This window comes from Erwinia persicina (assembly GCF_019844095.1).
GTDB lineage: Bacteria > Pseudomonadota > Gammaproteobacteria > Enterobacterales > Enterobacteriaceae > Erwinia > Erwinia persicina.
The window spans coordinates 1,757,137-1,775,710 of sequence record NZ_CP082141.1 but is presented as its reverse complement, the minus strand read 5'-3'; the positions used below and the strand labels follow the sequence as shown (position 1 = coordinate 1,775,710).

The 18,574-nt window shown below is 61.6% G+C and carries 8 protein-coding genes; 3 read left to right on the top strand and 5 right to left on the bottom strand.

The window, feature by feature from the left end; genetic code table 11:
• Positions 1 to 88: 88 nt before the first annotated feature.
• Complete coding sequence (locus tag K6L24_RS07925; RefSeq protein WP_425333070.1) at positions 89 to 2,266, bottom strand: TonB-dependent siderophore receptor; 2,178 nt, start codon at positions 2,264 to 2,266, stop codon at positions 89 to 91.
• Positions 2,267 to 2,718: 452 nt separating this feature from the next.
• Positions 2,719 to 4,908, bottom strand: a complete 2,190-nt coding sequence (locus tag K6L24_RS07920) for a TonB-dependent siderophore receptor (protein ID WP_062742746.1) — start codon at positions 4,906 to 4,908, stop codon at positions 2,719 to 2,721.
• Positions 4,909 to 5,213: 305 nt separating this feature from the next.
• On the opposite strand from K6L24_RS07920, the gene fes reads away from it, so the two are divergent.
• The 3 genes from fes to K6L24_RS07905 all read left to right on the top strand — a co-directional run bounded on the left by fes (position 5,214) and on the right by K6L24_RS07905 (position 15,454).
• Complete coding sequence (gene fes / locus K6L24_RS07915) at positions 5,214 to 6,572, top strand: enterochelin esterase (RefSeq protein WP_222682138.1); 1,359 nt, start codon at positions 5,214 to 5,216, stop codon at positions 6,570 to 6,572.
• A complete protein-coding gene (locus tag K6L24_RS07910) occupies positions 6,565 to 6,777 on the top strand; it encodes an MbtH family protein (RefSeq protein WP_062742748.1) in 213 nt (70 codons plus the stop codon). The genes fes and K6L24_RS07910 overlap by 8 nt, the downstream gene beginning before the upstream one ends.
• A gap of 133 nt (positions 6,778 to 6,910) precedes the next feature.
• On the top strand, positions 6,911 to 15,454 hold the full coding sequence (locus tag K6L24_RS07905; RefSeq protein ID WP_222682137.1) for an amino acid adenylation domain-containing protein: 8,544 nt from the start codon (positions 6,911 to 6,913) through the stop codon (positions 15,452 to 15,454).
• A gap of 79 nt (positions 15,455 to 15,533) precedes the next feature.
• On the opposite strand, the gene K6L24_RS07900 is transcribed toward K6L24_RS07905, so the two are convergent.
• The 3 genes from K6L24_RS07900 to fepD all read right to left on the bottom strand — a co-directional run bounded on the left by K6L24_RS07900 (position 15,534) and on the right by fepD (position 18,465).
• Positions 15,534 to 16,340: an ABC transporter ATP-binding protein gene (locus K6L24_RS07900; RefSeq protein WP_118663791.1), complete on the bottom strand. Its 807-nt coding sequence runs from the start codon at positions 16,338 to 16,340 to the stop codon at positions 15,534 to 15,536.
• A gap of 2 nt (positions 16,341 to 16,342) precedes the next feature.
• Entirely contained in the window at positions 16,343 to 17,377 is a 1,035-nt protein-coding gene (fepG, locus tag K6L24_RS07895) for an iron-enterobactin ABC transporter permease (protein WP_062742751.1), read from the bottom strand.
• 62 nt (positions 17,378 to 17,439) lie between these two features.
• Positions 17,440 to 18,465 carry a Fe(3+)-siderophore ABC transporter permease gene (fepD, locus tag K6L24_RS07890; RefSeq protein ID WP_245006727.1) on the bottom strand — a complete coding sequence of 342 codons (1,026 nt, stop codon included), beginning with the start codon at positions 18,463 to 18,465 and terminating at the stop codon, positions 17,440 to 17,442.
• Between the last annotated feature and the right edge of the window lie 109 nt (positions 18,466 to 18,574).

The window sequence follows — 18,574 nt, the reverse complement described above, 5'->3', positions numbered from 1 at the left end:
AAAAACCACCCCAACGGGGTGGTTAACGGGCAATCATTCTGCACTGCAGCGTCTCGCCGTCATACAGCGGTAAGCGCTGTCGCGGCCATTACCAGCGATAATTCACTGAGGCGACAATGTTGCGACCGGTACCATAGAAGCAGGCCTCACTGCCGCTACAGGAGGCGACGTAGTGCTTATCGGTCAGGTTCTGCACGTTCAGCTGAACCGTGGTGCCTTTCAGGCTGGCCACCGCCTCGCCCAGTTCATACTTTGCCATGGCGTCGTACAGTGTGAAGTGCGGCACCTCGTCAGTCCCGGTACTGTCGGCAGGGGCATCGCCCGTGTAGCGCACGCCCGTCCCCACGGTCAGACCGCTTAACACGCCATCCTGGAAGCTGTAGCTGCCCCATGCTGAGGCCGCATGGCGCGGAATGCTGGCAGGGCTGTGCCCCAGCTGCGTAGCGTTGTACGTCTCTTTGGTGACTGCATCCGTATAAGTGTAGGCGGCAATCAGCTTCACTTCCGGCGTCGGCTGCGCATGAATTTCAGCCTCGAGGCCCTTCGATTTAACCTTACCAATCTGCTCGTTATACTTGGTTACCGGGTTAACGGAGGTGATATTTTTCTGCGTAATATCAAACACGGAGACGGTCATCACCGTATTCGAGCCCACAGGCTGGAACTTCACCCCCAGCTCGGTCTGCTCACCGGTCGTCGGTTTGAACGGATCGCTTCCCGGCTCTCCGGTGCTGAGGTTCGGCTCAAACGAGGTGCTGTAACTGACGTAAGGCGACAGCCCGTTATCAAAGGCATACAGCAACCCGGCGCGACCGGTCAGCTTATTGTCGTTCTGCTTCTCATCGGTGGCGGACAGACGGTTAACCGTGCGGATCTGGGACCAGTCATTCCGGCCGGAGAGCACCAGGTTCCAGTGATTCCACTCCATCTGATCCTGCAGATAAACGCCCACCTGGTGTAGCTGCTTCAGCGTATTACTGCTGACGCTCATATCACCCTCGTCCACGTCCACCCGGGTCGGGTTCGCCCAGTCAAGCTGATACTGGCTGGAGGTGTGACGGGACAGAGTGCTGGCAACACGGCTCCAGCGATAATCCAGCCCGCCCAGCAGCGTATGCCCGACGTCACCGGTCGCAAACAGCCCTTTCAGGTGGTTATCCACCCCCACTTCGTTGGTCATCACCGTTTCGTGCTGGGGGCGACGCTCAATAGTGTGATCGTTCACCGGAGAACTGGTGGTGTAGACCATATATTTATAGTCTTCATCACGATGGGTGTAACGGAGGTTCTGGGTGAACGACACGGCCTCATTGAAACTGTGGTCAAATTCATAGCCCACGGACGCCTGCTCCCGCCGGTTGCCGTAGTAATTCGGGTCGTTGATATTGAAATCATACGGAATATAGCCGGTGCTGGCCGCTTTCAGCGTCCCGGCCATCGGCAGGAAGTTGCGCGAACCGGCTTTCGGATCGTTCTGGTAGCTGGCGAGCAGGGTGAAACTGGTGTCGGCATCCGGCAGCCAGGTGATGGCAGGGGCAATGGCTACGCGCTCCTGCTTATTGTTTTTGACGTCTTCATGCCGGGTGCTGGCGATGCCGTTCAGGCGATAGTACAGCGTGCTGTCGTCGTCCAGCTGACCGCCGAAGTCAAAGGCAGCTTCCCCCTGATGATGATTACCGCTACTGAGCTGCACTTCACGCACGGTTTCCGCGGTTGGCCGCTTGCTGGTCATCACCACCAGCCCGCCGGGGCTGACCTGTCCGTATAACACGCCTGCCGGGCCATGGACCATCTCCACGCGCTCTAACAGCCACGGGTCGATTTGCCCTGCGCCACCGCTGGAGCTGGAGAGGCCGTAGTGCAGGCCATCCAGCAGTTTCGGCGCATAGCGAAAGCCCCGGCTGATAATTTCGTCGTTACGATTGGAGTTACCGCGGTAATTAGTGACCACGCCGCTGGTGTAGCTCAGTGCATCAGACACCGAAGCGGCCGCCTGGTCATCCATCTGTTCGCGCGTCACGACAGAGATCGACTGCGGCGTTTTGCGCAGCGGCGTGGCCGTTTTGGTGCCTGCCGCACTCTCCTTTGCCACCAGCCCGCTGCTACGTCCGGTGACGCTTTCACGGGTTTCTGCCGTCACGGTCAGGGTATTTTCTGTGGCGGCCTGAGACACCGGTACGCCCACCAGCGCTGAAGCCACTAACAGGCGCAAACTGGCCTTGCCGGAGGTTACTGCCACACCAGGTCGTACCTGGGCTTTCATCATTTTAGTCATGAATTGTCATCTCGTCTGAAACAGCCTTGTCTGCGAAAAGCACCGGTAAAGCCCACCCATCCATTAATATTTCTGACTGGCGAGGGCTGAATCCCAGCGTGGCGCGAGTCATGCCTGCCCGCACTCACCCCGCGATCAGGGTAAAAAACCTGACAAAATACAGCGTTATCGCGGCATTAAGCGAAGTTGCGATGCATAGTAATGCAAATGTAAATCACTCTCAATAGCATTTGCATTAGCTTTGCTTACCTTCGCACCGCCCCCGTCCTCACCGGTAAATGCAACGACATGTAAAATAAAGAAAATTAACGTGTCAAAAGAGAGATGATCTTTGCGCGCGCCGGAATGCGAAAACTGCGGGGCAACAGACAGAGGACAGGTAAAAAAAAGCCACCCCGTTGGGATGGCTGAATGAGGAGGCTAAACGCTGGTCTGAGCGGGGATTACCAGCGGTAGTTAACGGAGGCGACAAACGTCCGCCCTGCCCCATAGAAGCAGGCATACTGACCGGCACAGGATGAAACGTAGTGCTTATCCGTCAGGTTTTGCGCATTAAACTGCAGCGTAGTACCTTTCAGCGCCGTAACGGCCTGGCCCAGATCATACTTCACCATCGCGTCATACAGCGTGTAATGCGGCACAGTGTACTCGCCAATGTCATCCCCAGGTGCTTTCCCGACATAGCGAACCCCGGTGCCGACAGTCAGGCCATTCAGTGCGCCGTTCAGGAAGCTGTAGCTGCCCCAGGCCGACGCTGCATGGCGTGGAATGGCGTTCGGGCTGTGGCCCACTTCATCCGGGTCAGTGGACCTTTTGGTCACCACGTCGGTGTAGGTATACGCCGCGATCAGCTTAATTTCCGGGGTGGGCTGGATATGCAGTTCGGTTTCCACCCCCTGAGAATTCACCTTACCAATCTGCTCATAGGCGTTAGTCAGACGGTTGTAAGAGGAGACGTTCTTCTGGTTAATATCAAACCAGGAAACGGTCATCATGGCATCGACGCCTTTCGGCTGGAATTTCACCCCGACTTCGGTCTGTTCCCCGGTCGTCGGCTTCAGTGGGTCAGCCCCCGGTGCGGCCTGTTCCAGCACCGGCTCAAACGAAGTGCTGTAGCTGACATAAGGGGAGATGCCGTTATCGAAGGCGTACAGCAGACCTGCACGACCGGTAAAGGCGCTGTCGTTATAGGTGATATCCGATCCGCCGGTGGTCAGATCCTGATTGCGCACCTGAGACCAGTCGTTACGACCGGACAGCAGCAGGTTCCAGTTATTCCATTCCAGCTGATCCTGCAGATACACGCCGTACTGATTCAGGGTCTTTTTGTTATTGGTCGCCAGCGCTAACAGACTTTCATCCACGTCCACGCGGCTCTGGGTCCTCCAGTCCATCGGGTAGCTGCTGCCGTAGTCCCGGTACATCTTGCTGTTGATATGCGAGTAACGATAATCAAAACCGGTCAGCACCGTATGCTGCACCTCGCCGGTGTCGAACACGGCTTTCAGCTGGTTATCGACATTGAACTCGTTGGTCATCTCCGTTTCATGCTGGGCCATACGCGTCAGGGTATGGTCGCCGTCGTCGACGTTGTACACCAGATATTTGTAATCTTCGTTACGGTGGGTGTAACGCAGGTTCTGGGTAAATGACACCGCCTCATTAAAACTGTGCTCCAGGCTGTAACCGATGGAGGTCTGCTGGCGCTTCGATTTGGCAAAGTCGGAATCGCTGACGTTCAGATCGTAAGGAACATAGCCCGCTGCAGTGGGATACAGCGTCCCCGCACGCGGCAGAAAGTTACGTGACCCCGCTTTCGGATCGTCCTGGTAGCTGGTTAACAGGGTGAAGCTGGTGTCTTCGTTTGGCAGCCAGGTCAGTGCCGGAGCAATCGCCATACGCTGCTGTTTGCTGTTTTTCACAAACTCGTTCTGGGTACTGCCAATGCCGTTCAGGCGGTAAAACAGCGTATTGTCATCATTCAGCTTGCCACCAAAATCAAAGGCCGCTTCGCCATAGTGGCGGTTACCGGTACTGAGCTGAACTTCATGAATGCTTTCTGCCGTGGGGCGCTTGCTGGTCATCAGCACCAGGCCGCCCGGGCTGACCTGGCCATACAACACCGAGGCCGGGCCGTGAACCAGTTCCACGCGCTCTAACAGCCAGGGATCGAGCTGCCCCGCCCCGCCGTTTTCTGAAGAGAGACCGAAGTGCAGACCATCCAGCAGCTTGGGAGCATAGCGAAACCCGCGGCTGATCACTTCGTCATTACGGTTGGAGTTACCGCGATAGGTGGCGACCACGCCGCTGGTGTAGCTCAATGCATCAGCCACGGAGCGTGCATCCTGGTCGTCCATTTGATCGCGCGTCACCACGGAGATCGACTGCGGGGTTTTGCGCAGTGCCGTGGCGGTCTTGGTGCCGGACGCGCTCGCTTTCGCCACAATTCCTTTGTTGGGCGCAGTGACACTTTCCTGGCTTTCCGCCGTGACCGTCATCGTACTGTCGGCCCCGGTGGCGGCCTGCACGGCAGGGGCCATAAGCAGTGCCGATGCCAGTAATAAACGCGTGCTGTATTTGTCAGAGAATGCTGCAATGCCTGGTGTTGCCTGCTTTTTAATTTTATTAAACATGTTCTGTTATCCCGTCTGAACAGACTTGCCGATAAAAAAAACGTTAAACCCCGCCAATTCATTAGTTGCGCTGATTGGCTGCGGCGGTCAGAAAGCACCCCCTTTGCCACTCCTGGCGTCAGTTCCTCTTCCCTTCTTAAGAAAACCCGTAATGACGTACAAATATCAGGCTCTTTAGAAAGTTGCGACGCATCTTATTGCAAATGCAAACTATTCTCAATAGTATTTGCATTAGCGTCATTTACTGTAAGAGCGATTAAAGTCTCTCGGTTTAAGTCATTAAATGTAAAACAAGGATAATTATCGTGACAACACGGCACAGACCCGGGCCGCAGAGTCAGCCCGCAGGCCGCGCTGCAAAGTGGCTGGCCGCCGTTGATGCCGGTGAAGACCGCTGGTGGCAGGAAATCGCCGCGCACGGTACGCCACTGGTGGAAGCGGCGAATGAAGGATGCGTCAGAATGACCTTTTTCTGGCGCGATCCGGCCGGCGACGAAAGCCGGTCAGCCACACGTCAGGTCTACATCGATATTAACTGCGTGACCGATCACCACAGCCCGCAGCCACAGAGTTTGCAGCGTTTACCCGGCACCGATGTCTGGCACTGGTCAACGGAGATTGATGAGCACTGGCGCGGCAGCTACAGCCTGATCCCGGTAGAGGCCGCCCGGCTTCCTCCGGCCTTCAGTGATGACGACGACACGCGGCGAAAACAGCAGCGCGCGTGGTGGATCTCCCTTTTCCCGCACGCGATCGCTGACCCGCTTAACCCCTGCGCTCCCCATTTCAACAGTCGCGGGCAGGCCCTGTCCGCAGCCCATATGCCTGCGGCACCTGACCAGTCGCTGTGGCATGCGCTGGATGCCGGTCATCCGCTGCAGCCAGAGGCAGAGAGCCTGCACACCTTCACCTGGAACAGCATCCTGCTCGGCAACCAGCGCCGTATCTGGCTCTTTACTACCGGCACGTCCCCGGTCGCGGAAGATCGCCCGCTGGTGATCCTGCTGGATGGCCAGAACTGGGTAGAGGGACAGCCGCTGTTTTCTGCCCTGCAGGCCGCCACCGGCAGTGGCCAGCTGCCCGCCGCCTGCTGGCTGTTTATCGATGTGATCAACGGTGACTGGCGGGAAAAAGAGCTGCCCTGCAATGCCGCGTTCTGGCAGGCAGTACAGGAGGAGCTGCTGCCGCTGGCACGCAGTCACGCGACCTTCAGCGAACGGGGCGACCGCACGGTGGTGGCCGGCCAGAGCTATGGCGGGCTGGCCGCGATGTATGCCGGGCTGCACTGGCCTGAACGCTTTGGCCGCATCCTCAGTCAGTCCGGATCGTTCTGGTGGCCCAACGTTCGTCTGGTAACTCATTTTGCGGACGCTCAGGAACACGACATGGGCTGGCTGACTGAACAGGCGATCAACGGGGCCCTGCCTGACAGCCACTTAAAAATCTTTCAGGAAGCGGGCGATCGCGAAGGCGATATGGCCTGGGTCAACCAGCAGATGCGCAAGGCGCTGCTGGCGGCCGGACATGACATTAACTTCCGTATTTTCTCCGGCGGGCATGATGCCCTGTGCTGGCGCGGCGGGCTGCTTGACGGCTTACGCTGGCTGCTGGCCGACTTAAACTCTCCACAATTTATGGCAGGAACAGGTAACAACCATGACTGAACAACTCAATCCCTTCGATGATGAGAGCCTCGACTTCCTGGTGCTGCTGAATGCGCGCCAGCAGTACAGCCTGTGGCCTGCTTTTTCCGATGTGCCTGCCGGCTGGCAGACCGTGGCCGGCCCGACGACGCGTGTGGCCTGTATCGCCTATATCGAAGAACACTGGCAGGACATGCGCCCGGCCGGGTTGAATACGGCGGGTTAATGGTGCAGTCGTTGCCCGGCGGGGCAGCCGGAGATATTTCCACCGCGTAGAGGCTGACCGGCTGTTTCAGTCAGCCCCGGCCCCGCCGCTTTCACACTGGATTTTCATTTTTCTATCGACAGGAATTGCCACCGTGTCAGAAGCTCAGATCGCGCCTGAAATACAGGCTGAATTTACCGAATATCCGCTGGTTGCCGCGCAGCCGGGGATCTGGATCGCCGATCAGATCGCCCCGACAGGAAACAGCTATGCCGTCGCCCACTACAGTGAGCTGCACGGCGACATTGACCGTCCCTGCCTCGACGCCGCGATCCGCCAGGCGATGTCCGAAGCTGATACCGTGCAGGCGGTTTTCTGCCTGGCGGAAGACGGCAGTGTCGTTCAGCGCCTTCCTCATGCGCGTACTCCCGAGCAGGTACAGCCTGTTGAATGGGTAGATGTCAGCCAGCACAGCGATGCCGCGCAGGCGGCGCAGGATCTGATGCAGGCCGACCTGGCTGCCGACCTCCCTGCTGACGGTGACCGTCCGCTGTACCGCCAGCTGATGATCCGCGTCAGCGCTGACCGCTGGTTCTGGTATCAGCGTTATCACCATCTGATGCTGGACGGCTTCAGCTTCGAGGCGCTGACCCGGCGCGTGGCGGCAGTCTATCAGTCCCTGCGCGCGGGCCAGACGCCGTCGCCCTCGCCGTTTATCTCCTTTGGTGAAGTGGTTGCCGAATATCAGGCCTGGCAGCACTCACCGGCCTGTGAGCGTGCGGCGTTGTTCTGGCAGCAGCACGGTAAAGACTTTCCGACGGCGATCTCCCTGTCGGGTGAAACCTTCAGCCACCACGGGCGCACGTCACCGCTGAAACAGCAGGTCACCCTGCCGCCCGCCCTGCTGGCGGCCCTGGCCCAGCAGCCAGGCCTGCGGGAATCCGCGCCGGCGGAGATTGCCAGCGCCCTGCTGGTTGCCTATCTGGCACGCATCAGCGGTGAATCCCGTCTGAGCATCGGCTTCCCGTTTATGCGCCGGATCGGTTCGGCCGCGCTGGCCGCTACGGGGCCGGTGGTCAACGTCCTGCCGCTGCTGCCTGACATTGATGACAGCATGACGCTGGCCGATGTCAGCCAGGCCCTGCAGAGTGAAATCAAACAGGTGCGCCGTCACCAGCGTTATGAAGCAGAGCAGCTGCGTCGCGATCTCGGCCTGGTCGGTAGCGGCCAGCCCCTGTATGGCCCGGTTATTAACCTCAAGATTTATCACGACAGCCTGGCATTTGACGGTATTGATGCCGTCAGCCACACCCTGGCGATGGGGCCGGTGGACGATCTGGAGTTTGAGATCGGCTTCCAGCTTGGCCAGCTTCAGGTCACGCTGGTCGCCAATCCCGATAAATATGACGCGCAGATGCTGGCCTGGCACGGCGAACGGATCGTCTGTCTGGCAAGACAGCTGGCGCAGCAACCGCGTCTGCCGCTGGCCAGACTGGCGCTGGTTGCCGGGCACGAGCAGCAGCAGATTGATGAGTGGTCGCAGGGGATCGCCGTGACGCCGCCGGAGGGTGTGGTGTCGATACTGGCCATGCTGCAGCGCCAGGTGGAAGCACAGCCCAATGCCACCGCCGTCGTCTGCGGTGATATCAGCCTGACCTACGGACAGCTTTCTGCCCGGGCAATGCAGCTGGCACGTGAGCTGATGGCCCGCGGTCTGGGTGCGGATGATGTTGTGGCGATTGGCCTCCCGCGCTCGGTGGATTCGCTGGTGGCCATTTTTGGCGTACTGGCCAGCGGGGCCGCCTATATGCCGCTGGATCTCGACTATCCGCGCGAGCGTCTGGCGCTGATGTGTGACGATGCGCAGCCACAGCTGCTGTTGACGCACAGCAGCCTGGCGGCTCGCATGCCGGAAGGGGTCTGTCTGTGTATTGATGACGCCGACGTGCGCGCCCGCTGTGATGCCCGCGCCGCCACCCCGGTCAGCGACAGCGAACGCCGCGTCGCCCAGCAGGGTGAGCACCTCGCCTATATGATCTACACCTCCGGCTCTACCGGACGCCCGAAAGGGGTAATGAGCACCCACGCCGGCCTGCTGAACCTCTTCCTGTCGCACCAGGCCAACCTGTTCGGCCCGGCCATTGAGCGCTTCCATCGCAGCCAGCCGCGCCGCATGCGCACCGGCCACACCGCCTCGTTCTCCTTCGACTCGTCATGGGAGCCGCTGTTCTGCATGATGATGGGCTGTGAGCTGAACATTTTTGATGAAGAGCTGCGCCGTGATGCGTGGGGCCTGTTACAGAAAATGAAACAGGTGCCGGTCGACCTGCTGGATATCACCCCGTCGTTCTTCTCGCAGATGATTGATGCCGGTCTGTTCGAGGCCGACAGCCACCGTCCGGCGTTTGTGATGATCGGCGGTGAAGCCGCCACGCCGACCCTGTGGAAGCTGATGCAGCAGCACCCGGAACTGGAGATCCATAACTACTACGGCCCGTCCGAATACACCATCGATACGCTGGGTGCCAGCGTGATGGTTTCTGACCAGCCGGTGATCGGCCGTCCGGTGGGTAACACCCGGGTCTGGCTGCTGGACAGCAGGCTGCGCCCCGTCCCGGTGGGCTGTGTCGGTGAACTTTACATTTCCGGCACCGGGATTGCGCGTGGCTATCTCCGCCGTCCGGATCTGACTGCTGCCCGCTTCGTCGCCAACCCGTTCCTTGAGGGCGAGGTGATGTACCGCAGCGGCGATCTGATGCGCTGGCGCAGCGACGGGCAGCTGGCGTTTATTGGCCGCGTCGATCATCAGATCAAAGTGCGGGGGTTCCGCATCGAGCTGGGGGAAGTGGAAAATGCCCTGGTGGCGCTGGAAGAAGTCAGTACCGCCGTGGTGATCGCCCAGCCTGTCGGCGCCACAAACCGGCTGATCGGTTACTGCTCGGTGTCTGACGATGCCCTGCGCGCCGACGCGCAGCTCTCAGCGAAGCTGCTGGCGAAGCTGGCCGTGACCCTGCCCGACTATATGGTGCCGGCCATTCTGATGGTGATGGATGAGCTGCCGCTTAACGTCAACGGCAAAATTGACCGTCAGGCGCTGCCTGAACCGCAACAGATGGCCTTTACTCCCGGCCGCGAACCGCAGGGAGCGGAAGAAACGCTGATCTGCAAAGCGGTGGCCGACCTGCTGGGCATGGAGCGCGTCGGCGCTGACGATGATTTCTTCGCCCTCGGCGGCGACAGCATATCTGCAATGGGGCTCGGCACCGCCGCCCGCCGCGCAGGCTATCTGCTGCGCCCGCGTGATATTTTTGCCCAGCGCACCCCGGCGCGCATGGCGCAGAGTATGCCGCCACTGGCGACCCGCACGGCGGTCAGTCAGGTGAAACAGCAGGGGGCGATCGCTGGCCTGCCGATCCTGCACTGGTTTAACGAACACGGCGGTATTGACCAACGCTTTGCCCATGGCGTCTGGTTACAGGTGCCGTCGGCGCTGCAGCCTGCGCAGCTTGAACAGGCACTGACCACCCTCAGCCAGGCGCATCCGGCACTCGCCGCCTTTACCCGCGACGGCCAACTGGTGGTCGGCGAAACGCCTCCAGCCGGATCGCCCCCCCGGGTCAGTACGCTGAGGCTGAATGATGCACCGGAAGCCTGCGCTGAGGATGCGTTTGACGCGGCCGTGCACCGCCTTGATCCGGCGAACGGCGTGATGATACAGGCGACGCTCCTGCAGCATAAGGGACAGACATTCGGTCTGGTGCTGGTGATCCACCATCTGGTCGTGGACGGTGTCTCGTGGCGCGTCCTGCTGGAAGATCTGCGCGAAGCGGCCGAAGCGGCCATCAACGGCACGCCAGTAACCCTGCCGGCAGAAGAAACCTCACTGCACGACTGGTCAGCGGCGCTGTTGCGCGATACCGCCCACCGGGTGTCTGAGCTGCCCTTCTGGCAGAGCATGTTGCAGGATCCTGTTCCGCTGCTCGGCCAGCGCGCTGTGCACGAACAGGATACCCACGGTGAGATGAAAGAGAAGCGCACGCTGCTGAACGGCAGTCAGACGCAGGCCCTGCTCTCCACGCTGCCGCAACAGTTCCGCGCCAGCGTGGAGGAGACACTGCTTTGCACCCTGTCGCTGGCGCTGGCCGATCGCTTTAAGGTCCGCCAGCTGCGCTATACCCTGGAGTCACATGGCCGCGCTGAGCTGGAAGGCGATCGTGACCTGGCCCGCACTGTCGGCTGGCTGACCGCCGAATACCCGCTGCTGATCACGCTGGGAAATAGCGATAACGGCACGCTGCGCGACGCCATCCGCGCGGTCAAGCATGTGCTGCGGGCCGTACCGGATCGCGGCATTGGCTACGGTCAGCTGCGCTACCTCGATGCCGTCCGTGGGCCAGAGCTTAAGACGCTGGCGCAGCAGCACGCACCGGAAGTGCTGTTTAACTACCTCGGGCGCTTCAGCGCCGGGGACGAACTCTGGACACCTCAGCGCACGCGCAGGCAGTTCCGCGACGCCTTTGCCGTGTATCAGTCCCCGGCGATGCCGCAGCTGCACGGACTGGAGGTGAATATCTTTGTGGATGAAAACGGCGCGATGCCGCAGCTGGCGATCAACTGGGGCTGGCTCAGCGGCGTATTCAGCGAAGAGGATATTGATGCCCTGCATCAGGCCATGGCAGACGCCTGCGATGCGCTGGCCGGGTTTGCCCGCCGCCATCCTCAGCAGGCATGCGATACCTTAGTGGCCGCCGAGGTCGCGATGGACGACGTCAGCCAGCAGGATCTGGTGGCGCTGGGTGACCGTCACGGCCCGCTGGCCGCTGTGCTGCCGTTGCTGCCGCTGCAGAAGGGGCTGCTGTTCCATGCGGCCACCGCCGATAACAGCGGCAGCTATAACTCCCTGACGCGGCTGACCTTTAGCGGCATGCTGGAGGAGGACCGCCTGCGTGCGGCGCTGGATGCCGTGGTGCGCCACCATCCGCAGCTGGCAGCACGTTTTGACAGCGAGCAGACACTTCAGCCGCTGCAGCTGATCCCGGTGTTGCCGGTCGGCCAGTCCGTCTGGACGCTCGACCGCCATACCCTGCCGGTGCTCTCCCCGCAGGACGAAGCAAACGCCCTGCTGGCGCTGGAAAAACGCGAGCTGGCGCGGGACCTGTTCAGCCAGCCGGTGATGCTGCACGCGCTGCTGGTGGAGCACGCCGGAGGCGACCGCTTTACCCTGATGCTGAACGCCCACCACCTGGTGGTGGATGGCTGGTCAACGCCGGTGATTTTAGCCGACCTGTTTACCGCTCTGTGGCACGGCCCGCAGGCGCTGACGCCGCACCGCTTCAGCTACGCGGATATCGTCCGTCAGCTTGCCGGGCGCGACGCGGCGGCCTCGCGTCAGCGGTGGCAGCAGGTATTACAGGACGTACGCCCGACGCTGCTGTTCGGCAGTGAGGCCCACACCGGCCCGGTGCATGACCTTGATCTGGTGCTGGAGCCTGAGCTGGAACGCGGCCTGCTGGCGCTGTGCCGGCGCCGTGGCCTGACCCTGAACAGCGTTATGCAGGGCCTCTGGGGCATGCAGCTGGCGATTGAAAGCGGTCATCAGGACGTGGTGTTCGGCTCCCCGGTGTCCGGCCGCTTCGGTCAGATTGACGGCCAGGATCAGCATGTTGGGCTGTTCAGTAACACCCTGCCGGTGCGGGTTCGCTTTGACAGCCAGCGACCGCTGCTGGATCAGCTGGCCGATCATCAGGCACAGCAGATCCAGCTGATTGAGCATGACGATCTGGGCCTGGGCGAGATCCAGCAACTGGCCGGCAGCGGCACGCTGTTTGACACTCTGCTGGTGGTGGAGAACTATCCGGATAACACCGACCTGTTGCAGGGGCACAACGGCCTGCGCTGCGACCACATCAGCAACCGGGGCTACACCCACTACCCACTCACCCTGCTGGTGCTTCCGGGCGAGCGTCTGCACCTGCTGATGGAGTATCGCGATGCGGTGCCGCACCCGCAGCGCTTCGCTGACCGCCTGCTGATGCTGATTGCCCAACTGGTGGCACAGCCTGACCTGCCGCTGGCGCGCTGGCAGCTGCAGACGCCGGATGAACGGGCGCTGATCACCAGCATCAATAACACCGCTTACCCGGTCGCCCCCGGCACGCTGCAGGGGGCCATTGAGCAGCAGGTGAACCGTACGCCGGATGCGCTGGCGCTGCTGGACGGCGAACATCGTCTGACCTATCGCCAGATGCAGCAGCAGGCGCGGCGGCTGGCTGACCGCCTGATTGATGCCGGGGTAAAACCCGGGGATATCGTTGCCGTCGCCCTGCCGCGCTCGGTACGCCTGAGCCTGGCACTGACCGCTATTCTGCAGGCCGGCGCTGCCTGGCTGCCGCTGGATACCGGCTACCCGGATGACCGTCTGGGTTATATGGTGGCCGATGCGCGGCCGCGTCTGATTATCAGCGAAAGCGCCTTAGCCGCGCGCTTTGCCGTGATGGGGCCGATCCTGACCTTTGACCAGTTGGAAGAGGAACCGCATCCGCCACGGCACCCGCTGCCACCGGCAGACAGCACCCGCCCGGCCTATGTCCTCTACACCTCCGGCTCCACCGGGCGACCGAAAGGCGTGGTGGTGGGCCAGCAGGCTATCGTTAACCGCCTGTGGTGGATGCAGGACGAATACCCGCTGGACGCCAGCGATGTGGTGTTACAGAAAACCCCGTGCAGTTTTGACGTCTCGGTGTGGGAGTTCTTCTGGCCGCTGATGGTCGGATCGCCGCTGCTGATGGCCCCGCCGGAAGCCCATCGCGACCCGGAGGCGCTGGTACAGCTGATTGAAGACTACGGCGTGACCACGATGCACTTCGTGCCATCGATGCTGGCGGCGTGGGTGACGGCGCTGGAAAGCCGCGATGGCGAGGATAAAGGCTGTCACAGCCTGCGCCGCGTGTTCTGCAGCGGGGAAGCCCTTTCCTGCGAGCTGGCCGCCAGCTATGAAGCCCTGATCGCCGCCCCGCTGCATAACCTGTATGGCCCGACCGAAGCCGCCGTTGATGTGACCTGGCATCCGGCCAGCGGTGAAAGTCTGAAACAGTGCAGCGGCGCGGGCGTGCCGATTGGCTACCCGGTGTGGAACACTGAACTGCGCATCCTTGATGCCCTGCTGCGCCCGGTGCCCGTCGGCGTGGCGGGCGACCTGTATCTGTGCGGTGTGCAGCTGGCCGAGGGGTATCTTTACCGTGCCGATCTGACCGCCCAGCGCTTTGTCGCCGATCCGTTTGCCGACGGTGAGCGCATGTACCGCACCGGCGACATCGCCCGCTGGCTGGACAGCGGAGCCGTGGAATACCTCGGCCGCAGCGACGATCAGCTTAAAATTCGCGGTCAGCGCATTGAGCTGGGCGAAATTGAGCAGGCGCTGCTCGCCCTGGACGGCGTGGCGCAGGCGGTAGTTGGCGCGCGCGAACTGGGCAGCGCGGCCGCCGTCGGGGCCGATGCCCGTCAGCTGGTGGCCTGGCTGATTGCCCAACCGGGGCTGGCACTGGATACCCAGGTCGTGCACCAGCAGCTGGCGCAGCGCCTGCCGGCGCATATGCTGCCGGTCAGCTACGTGCTGACCGACCGTTTCCCACTGAGCGCCAACGGCAAGCTGGACCGCAAGGCCCTGCCATCCCCGCAGGCCCCGCAGTCGGCTGGCCGCCTGCCGCGCGGTGAGTATGAGCAGCTGCTGGCGGAACTTTTCGCCCGCCTGCTGGCGCGTGAAACCGTGTATGCCGATGATGATTTCTTCGCGCTGGGCGGGCACTCGCTGCTGGCGATGCGCCTGGCTGCCGAACTGCGTCGTCGCCTGGCAACGCCGCTCACTATCGGGCAGATCATGGCTGCGCGCAGCGTGGAGAACATGGCCCGTCTGCTGGATGAGGGTGCCCGCGGCATCAACGCCGGGACGCGTGCCAACGGTGAAAGCCTGCCCTTCCGCAGCGGGACCGGGCCGGTGCTGTTCTGTATTCATCCGGCATCCGGCTTTGCGTGGCAGTATTCCGGTATGCTGCGTCATCTTGGCGGTCACTTCCCGATTGTTGGCCTGCAGTCGCCGCGTCCTGACGGGGTGATTGCCGCCTGTGCCAGCGTGGATGAAATGTGCGATCGCCATCTGGCGACACTGCGCAGCATTCAGCCGCAGGGGCCGTACCATCTGCTGGGTTACTCGCTGGGCGGCACCCTTGCCCACGGGATAGCGGCCCGCCTGCAGCAGCAGGGGGAGACGGTAAGCTTCCTGGGTCTGCTGGATACCTATCCGCCTGAGGGTCAGGACTGGACACGGCCGTCAGAAGAGGAGGCCCGTGCGGAAGTCGAACGTGAGGAAGCGGAGTTTATGGCCGCGACCGACAGTGACGATGCGCTGTTACAGGCGGAAAAAGCGGCGATGTTCAGTACCATCGTGGCGAACTACGCGGATGCGGTCCAGCGTCTGAGCACTGCCTCTACCCCGCGCTTTGCCGGACAGGCCACGCTGTTTGTGGCGAAAAAGACGCTGCCCGCCGGGATGGATGTGCAGAAAAGCTGGGCACCTTACCTGCAGCAGTTACGGGTGCACGAGCTGGACTGCGAGCATATGGATATCCTGTCCCCGGCATCCCTGGTCACACTGGGGCCCCTGCTGGCGCAGCTGATGGCGGCCTGTAAAGACCTGGCGTAAAACAGAGGCGGCCCGGAAATCCGGTCCGCCACTGGGATCATCGTATGAAGGTCGACCTTTTATGACGGTCGGCCTTTTTTTATGGCCGGTGATAACGCCCGCACGGGACGATCATCGGCGTATGCGATACCGGATCGTCAATCACCACGCACGCCATGCCAAAGACCTGCCGGACCAGCGACGCATCAACGATCTCTGCCGGCTGGCCCTGGGCCACGATCTGCCCTTCCTGCATCACCACCAGATGGTCGGCATAGCGACAGGCCTGATTCAAATCATGCAGCACGGCCACCAGCGTATGCCCGTGTTCCTGATTTAACTGACGGAACAGATCCAGCAGTTCGATCTGATGGGCGATATCCAGCCAGGTGGTCGGCTCGTCCAGTAACAGCAGGGGCGTTTGCTGTGCCAGCACCATCGCTACCCATACGCGCTGACGCTGTCCGCCGGAGAGCTCATCGACGCTGCGCTCTGCCAGTTCACTGACGTTGGTCGCCTGCATCGCGCTGGCCACCGCCTGACGATCGGCTTCGCTCCACTGCTTCAGCAGGCTCTGGTGTGGATAGCGCCCGCGCGCCACCAGATCGGCCACGCTGATCCCCTCCGGCACAATGGCATGCTGTGGCAGCAGACCCAGCTGGCGCGCCAGCGCTTTGGTGCCCATCTGGTGAATATCCTCGCCATCAAGCAGTACCTGGCCGCTGCGCGGCTTCAGCAGACGACACAGGGCGCGCAATAACGTTGATTTGCCACAGGCGTTCGGGCCAATGATCACCGTGAACCGGCGGTCGGGGATCTGCACGCTGAGTTCGCGGGCGATCACCTTCTGGTCGTAGGCCAGCGTCACTCCGCTGGCCTGAAGGCGTGAGGGGGAAGAAAGTTCCATGGTTAACGACGTGACTCCCTGATAAGTAACCCGATGAGATACAGCCCGCCGATGCTGACCGTGACGGCCCCCACCGGCAGCTGTATCCCGTTAAAAGCATGTTGCGCGACGACGTCTGCCAGCAGCAGCAGCAGCGCCCCGGTTGTGGCGGCAGAGAACAGCGGCACAGCATGTGCGCCGGTCAGCCGCTTGGCGATCTGCGGTGCGGCCAGAGAGATAAAGGCGATGGGCCCGGCGCTGGCGGTGGCAATCGCCGTGAGGATAATGCCGCACAGCATCAGCCAGAGGCGGCTGGATTCCGCACTGATCCCCAGCGCCCGCGCACTGTCATCGCCCATCTCCATCAGTTGCAGACGGCGGCTGAGCAGCAGCGCGACCAGAATCGTCAGCGGCACCAGCAGCAGCGCAGGCTGACCTTTCGCCCAGGTGATACCGTTCAGCGATCCGGCCCCCCACAGCGCCGCACTCATGGCACTTTCCAGCGAAGCGCTGATAATCAGCCAGGTATTCAGCGCGGAAAGCACCGCGCCGACGCCAATGCCGACGATAATCAGGCGGAAACCCACAATCCCCTGACGCCAGGCCAGCAGATAGACCAGCGCCGCCGCACCGATGCCGCCGACCAGTGCCCCTGCCGCAATCTGATAATAGCCGCCGCCAAACGCGATAATCATCACCAGTGCGCCGGTAAAAGCGCCGGTATTAAAACCGACCACGTCCGGACTGCCCAGCGGGTTACGAATGGCTGACTGGAAGATTGCGCCGCTGACGCCGAGGCCGGCCCCCAGCACCAGTGCCAACATTGCGCGTGGCGCACGCCACTGCCGGATGACGGTGATAATACCGCGCGGCCCCTCTCCCTGCAGCGCCTGCCACACCTGCCCGGGGCGAATACTGAGCGTGCCGTAGCACAGGGCAAACAGCGCCAGCGCGACGGCCAGCAGCAGCAGCGTCAGGTTAACCCACATCACCCGGGATGACAGGCGCAGATTCAGCCAGCCGTCCGGGCGCCCTATTATTAACGTTCTGCTGTGCATGCAGATCTCCCTTAAAGCCCGGGTTCAACTCAACCAGGCTGCAAAATGGCAGGTAACAAAGCCTAATGCCTGCGCTGACGGACCAGCCAGATCAGGACAGGTGCCCCAATCAGGGCGGTGACAATCGACACCCGTAATTCGCCCTGCGCCATAAACCGCCCGGCAATATCGGCGGTGAGCAGCAGCACCGGGGCCATTAAAAATGAATAGATCAGTATCCAGCGCTGGTCGGCCCCCACCCACCAGCGCGCCACATGAGGCACCATCAGGCCGACAAAACCAATCGGCCCCACCAGCGCGGTAGACGATCCGCAGAGCAGCATCACCGCCAGCAGCGCCAGCAGGCGGATCAGCACCACCCTTGTGCCCAGCGCGGCGGCAATGTCCTCGCCCATGCTCAGGCTGTTCAGCGAACGCGATACTGCCAGCGCCAGCACCGCTCCCGCTACAATCGCCGGAGCAACAATAAGCAGATTATCCATTGTGCGGATATCCAGGGTTCCCGCCTGCCAGAAGCGCAGCTGATCAAAGGTTTGCGGATTCAGCAGCGACAGTGAGGAGGTCAGTCCGCCCAGTACCGCACTCAGCGCTACCCCTGCCAGCGTCAGGCGGACCGGATTCACCCGTCCCCCGCTGAGGGTACCAATAGCCCAGACGGCAACACTGGCAATCAGCGCGCCGCCCCAGGCAAACCCCAGCCAGCCGGCCATACCGCTGACGCCAAACAGGGTGATGCCCACGGCCATGGCAAAGCTGGCTCCGGCATTAACACCCAGTATGCCGGGGTCGGCCAGCGGATTGCGCGTCAGCGCCTGGATCACCGCCCCGGCACCGCCCAGCGCCAGGCCGACCAGGATCCCGGCCAGCGTGCGCGGCAGGCGGGCATTGAGAATGATGATGCTGTCAGCACTGGTCAGCTGACCGGACAGGCTCTGCCACACCACCGCTGGTGCAATGGATTTGGCCCCCAGCATCAGGCTTGCCAGGCTGACGGCCGCCAGCAGGCCCAGGCAGATAATGACACCCCCGGCGCGTGAAATGCCTGCCGGCAGTGGAGTGGTACGAGGGGAAGCGTGCTGCAATGACATCCCTGACAGATCCTCCATACATGCAAATGAATATGAGTATTATTATCATTAACGTTACTAACCAAATATGTTACCATGCGCACCGCCAGAAAAACATCGGCATCCTTAC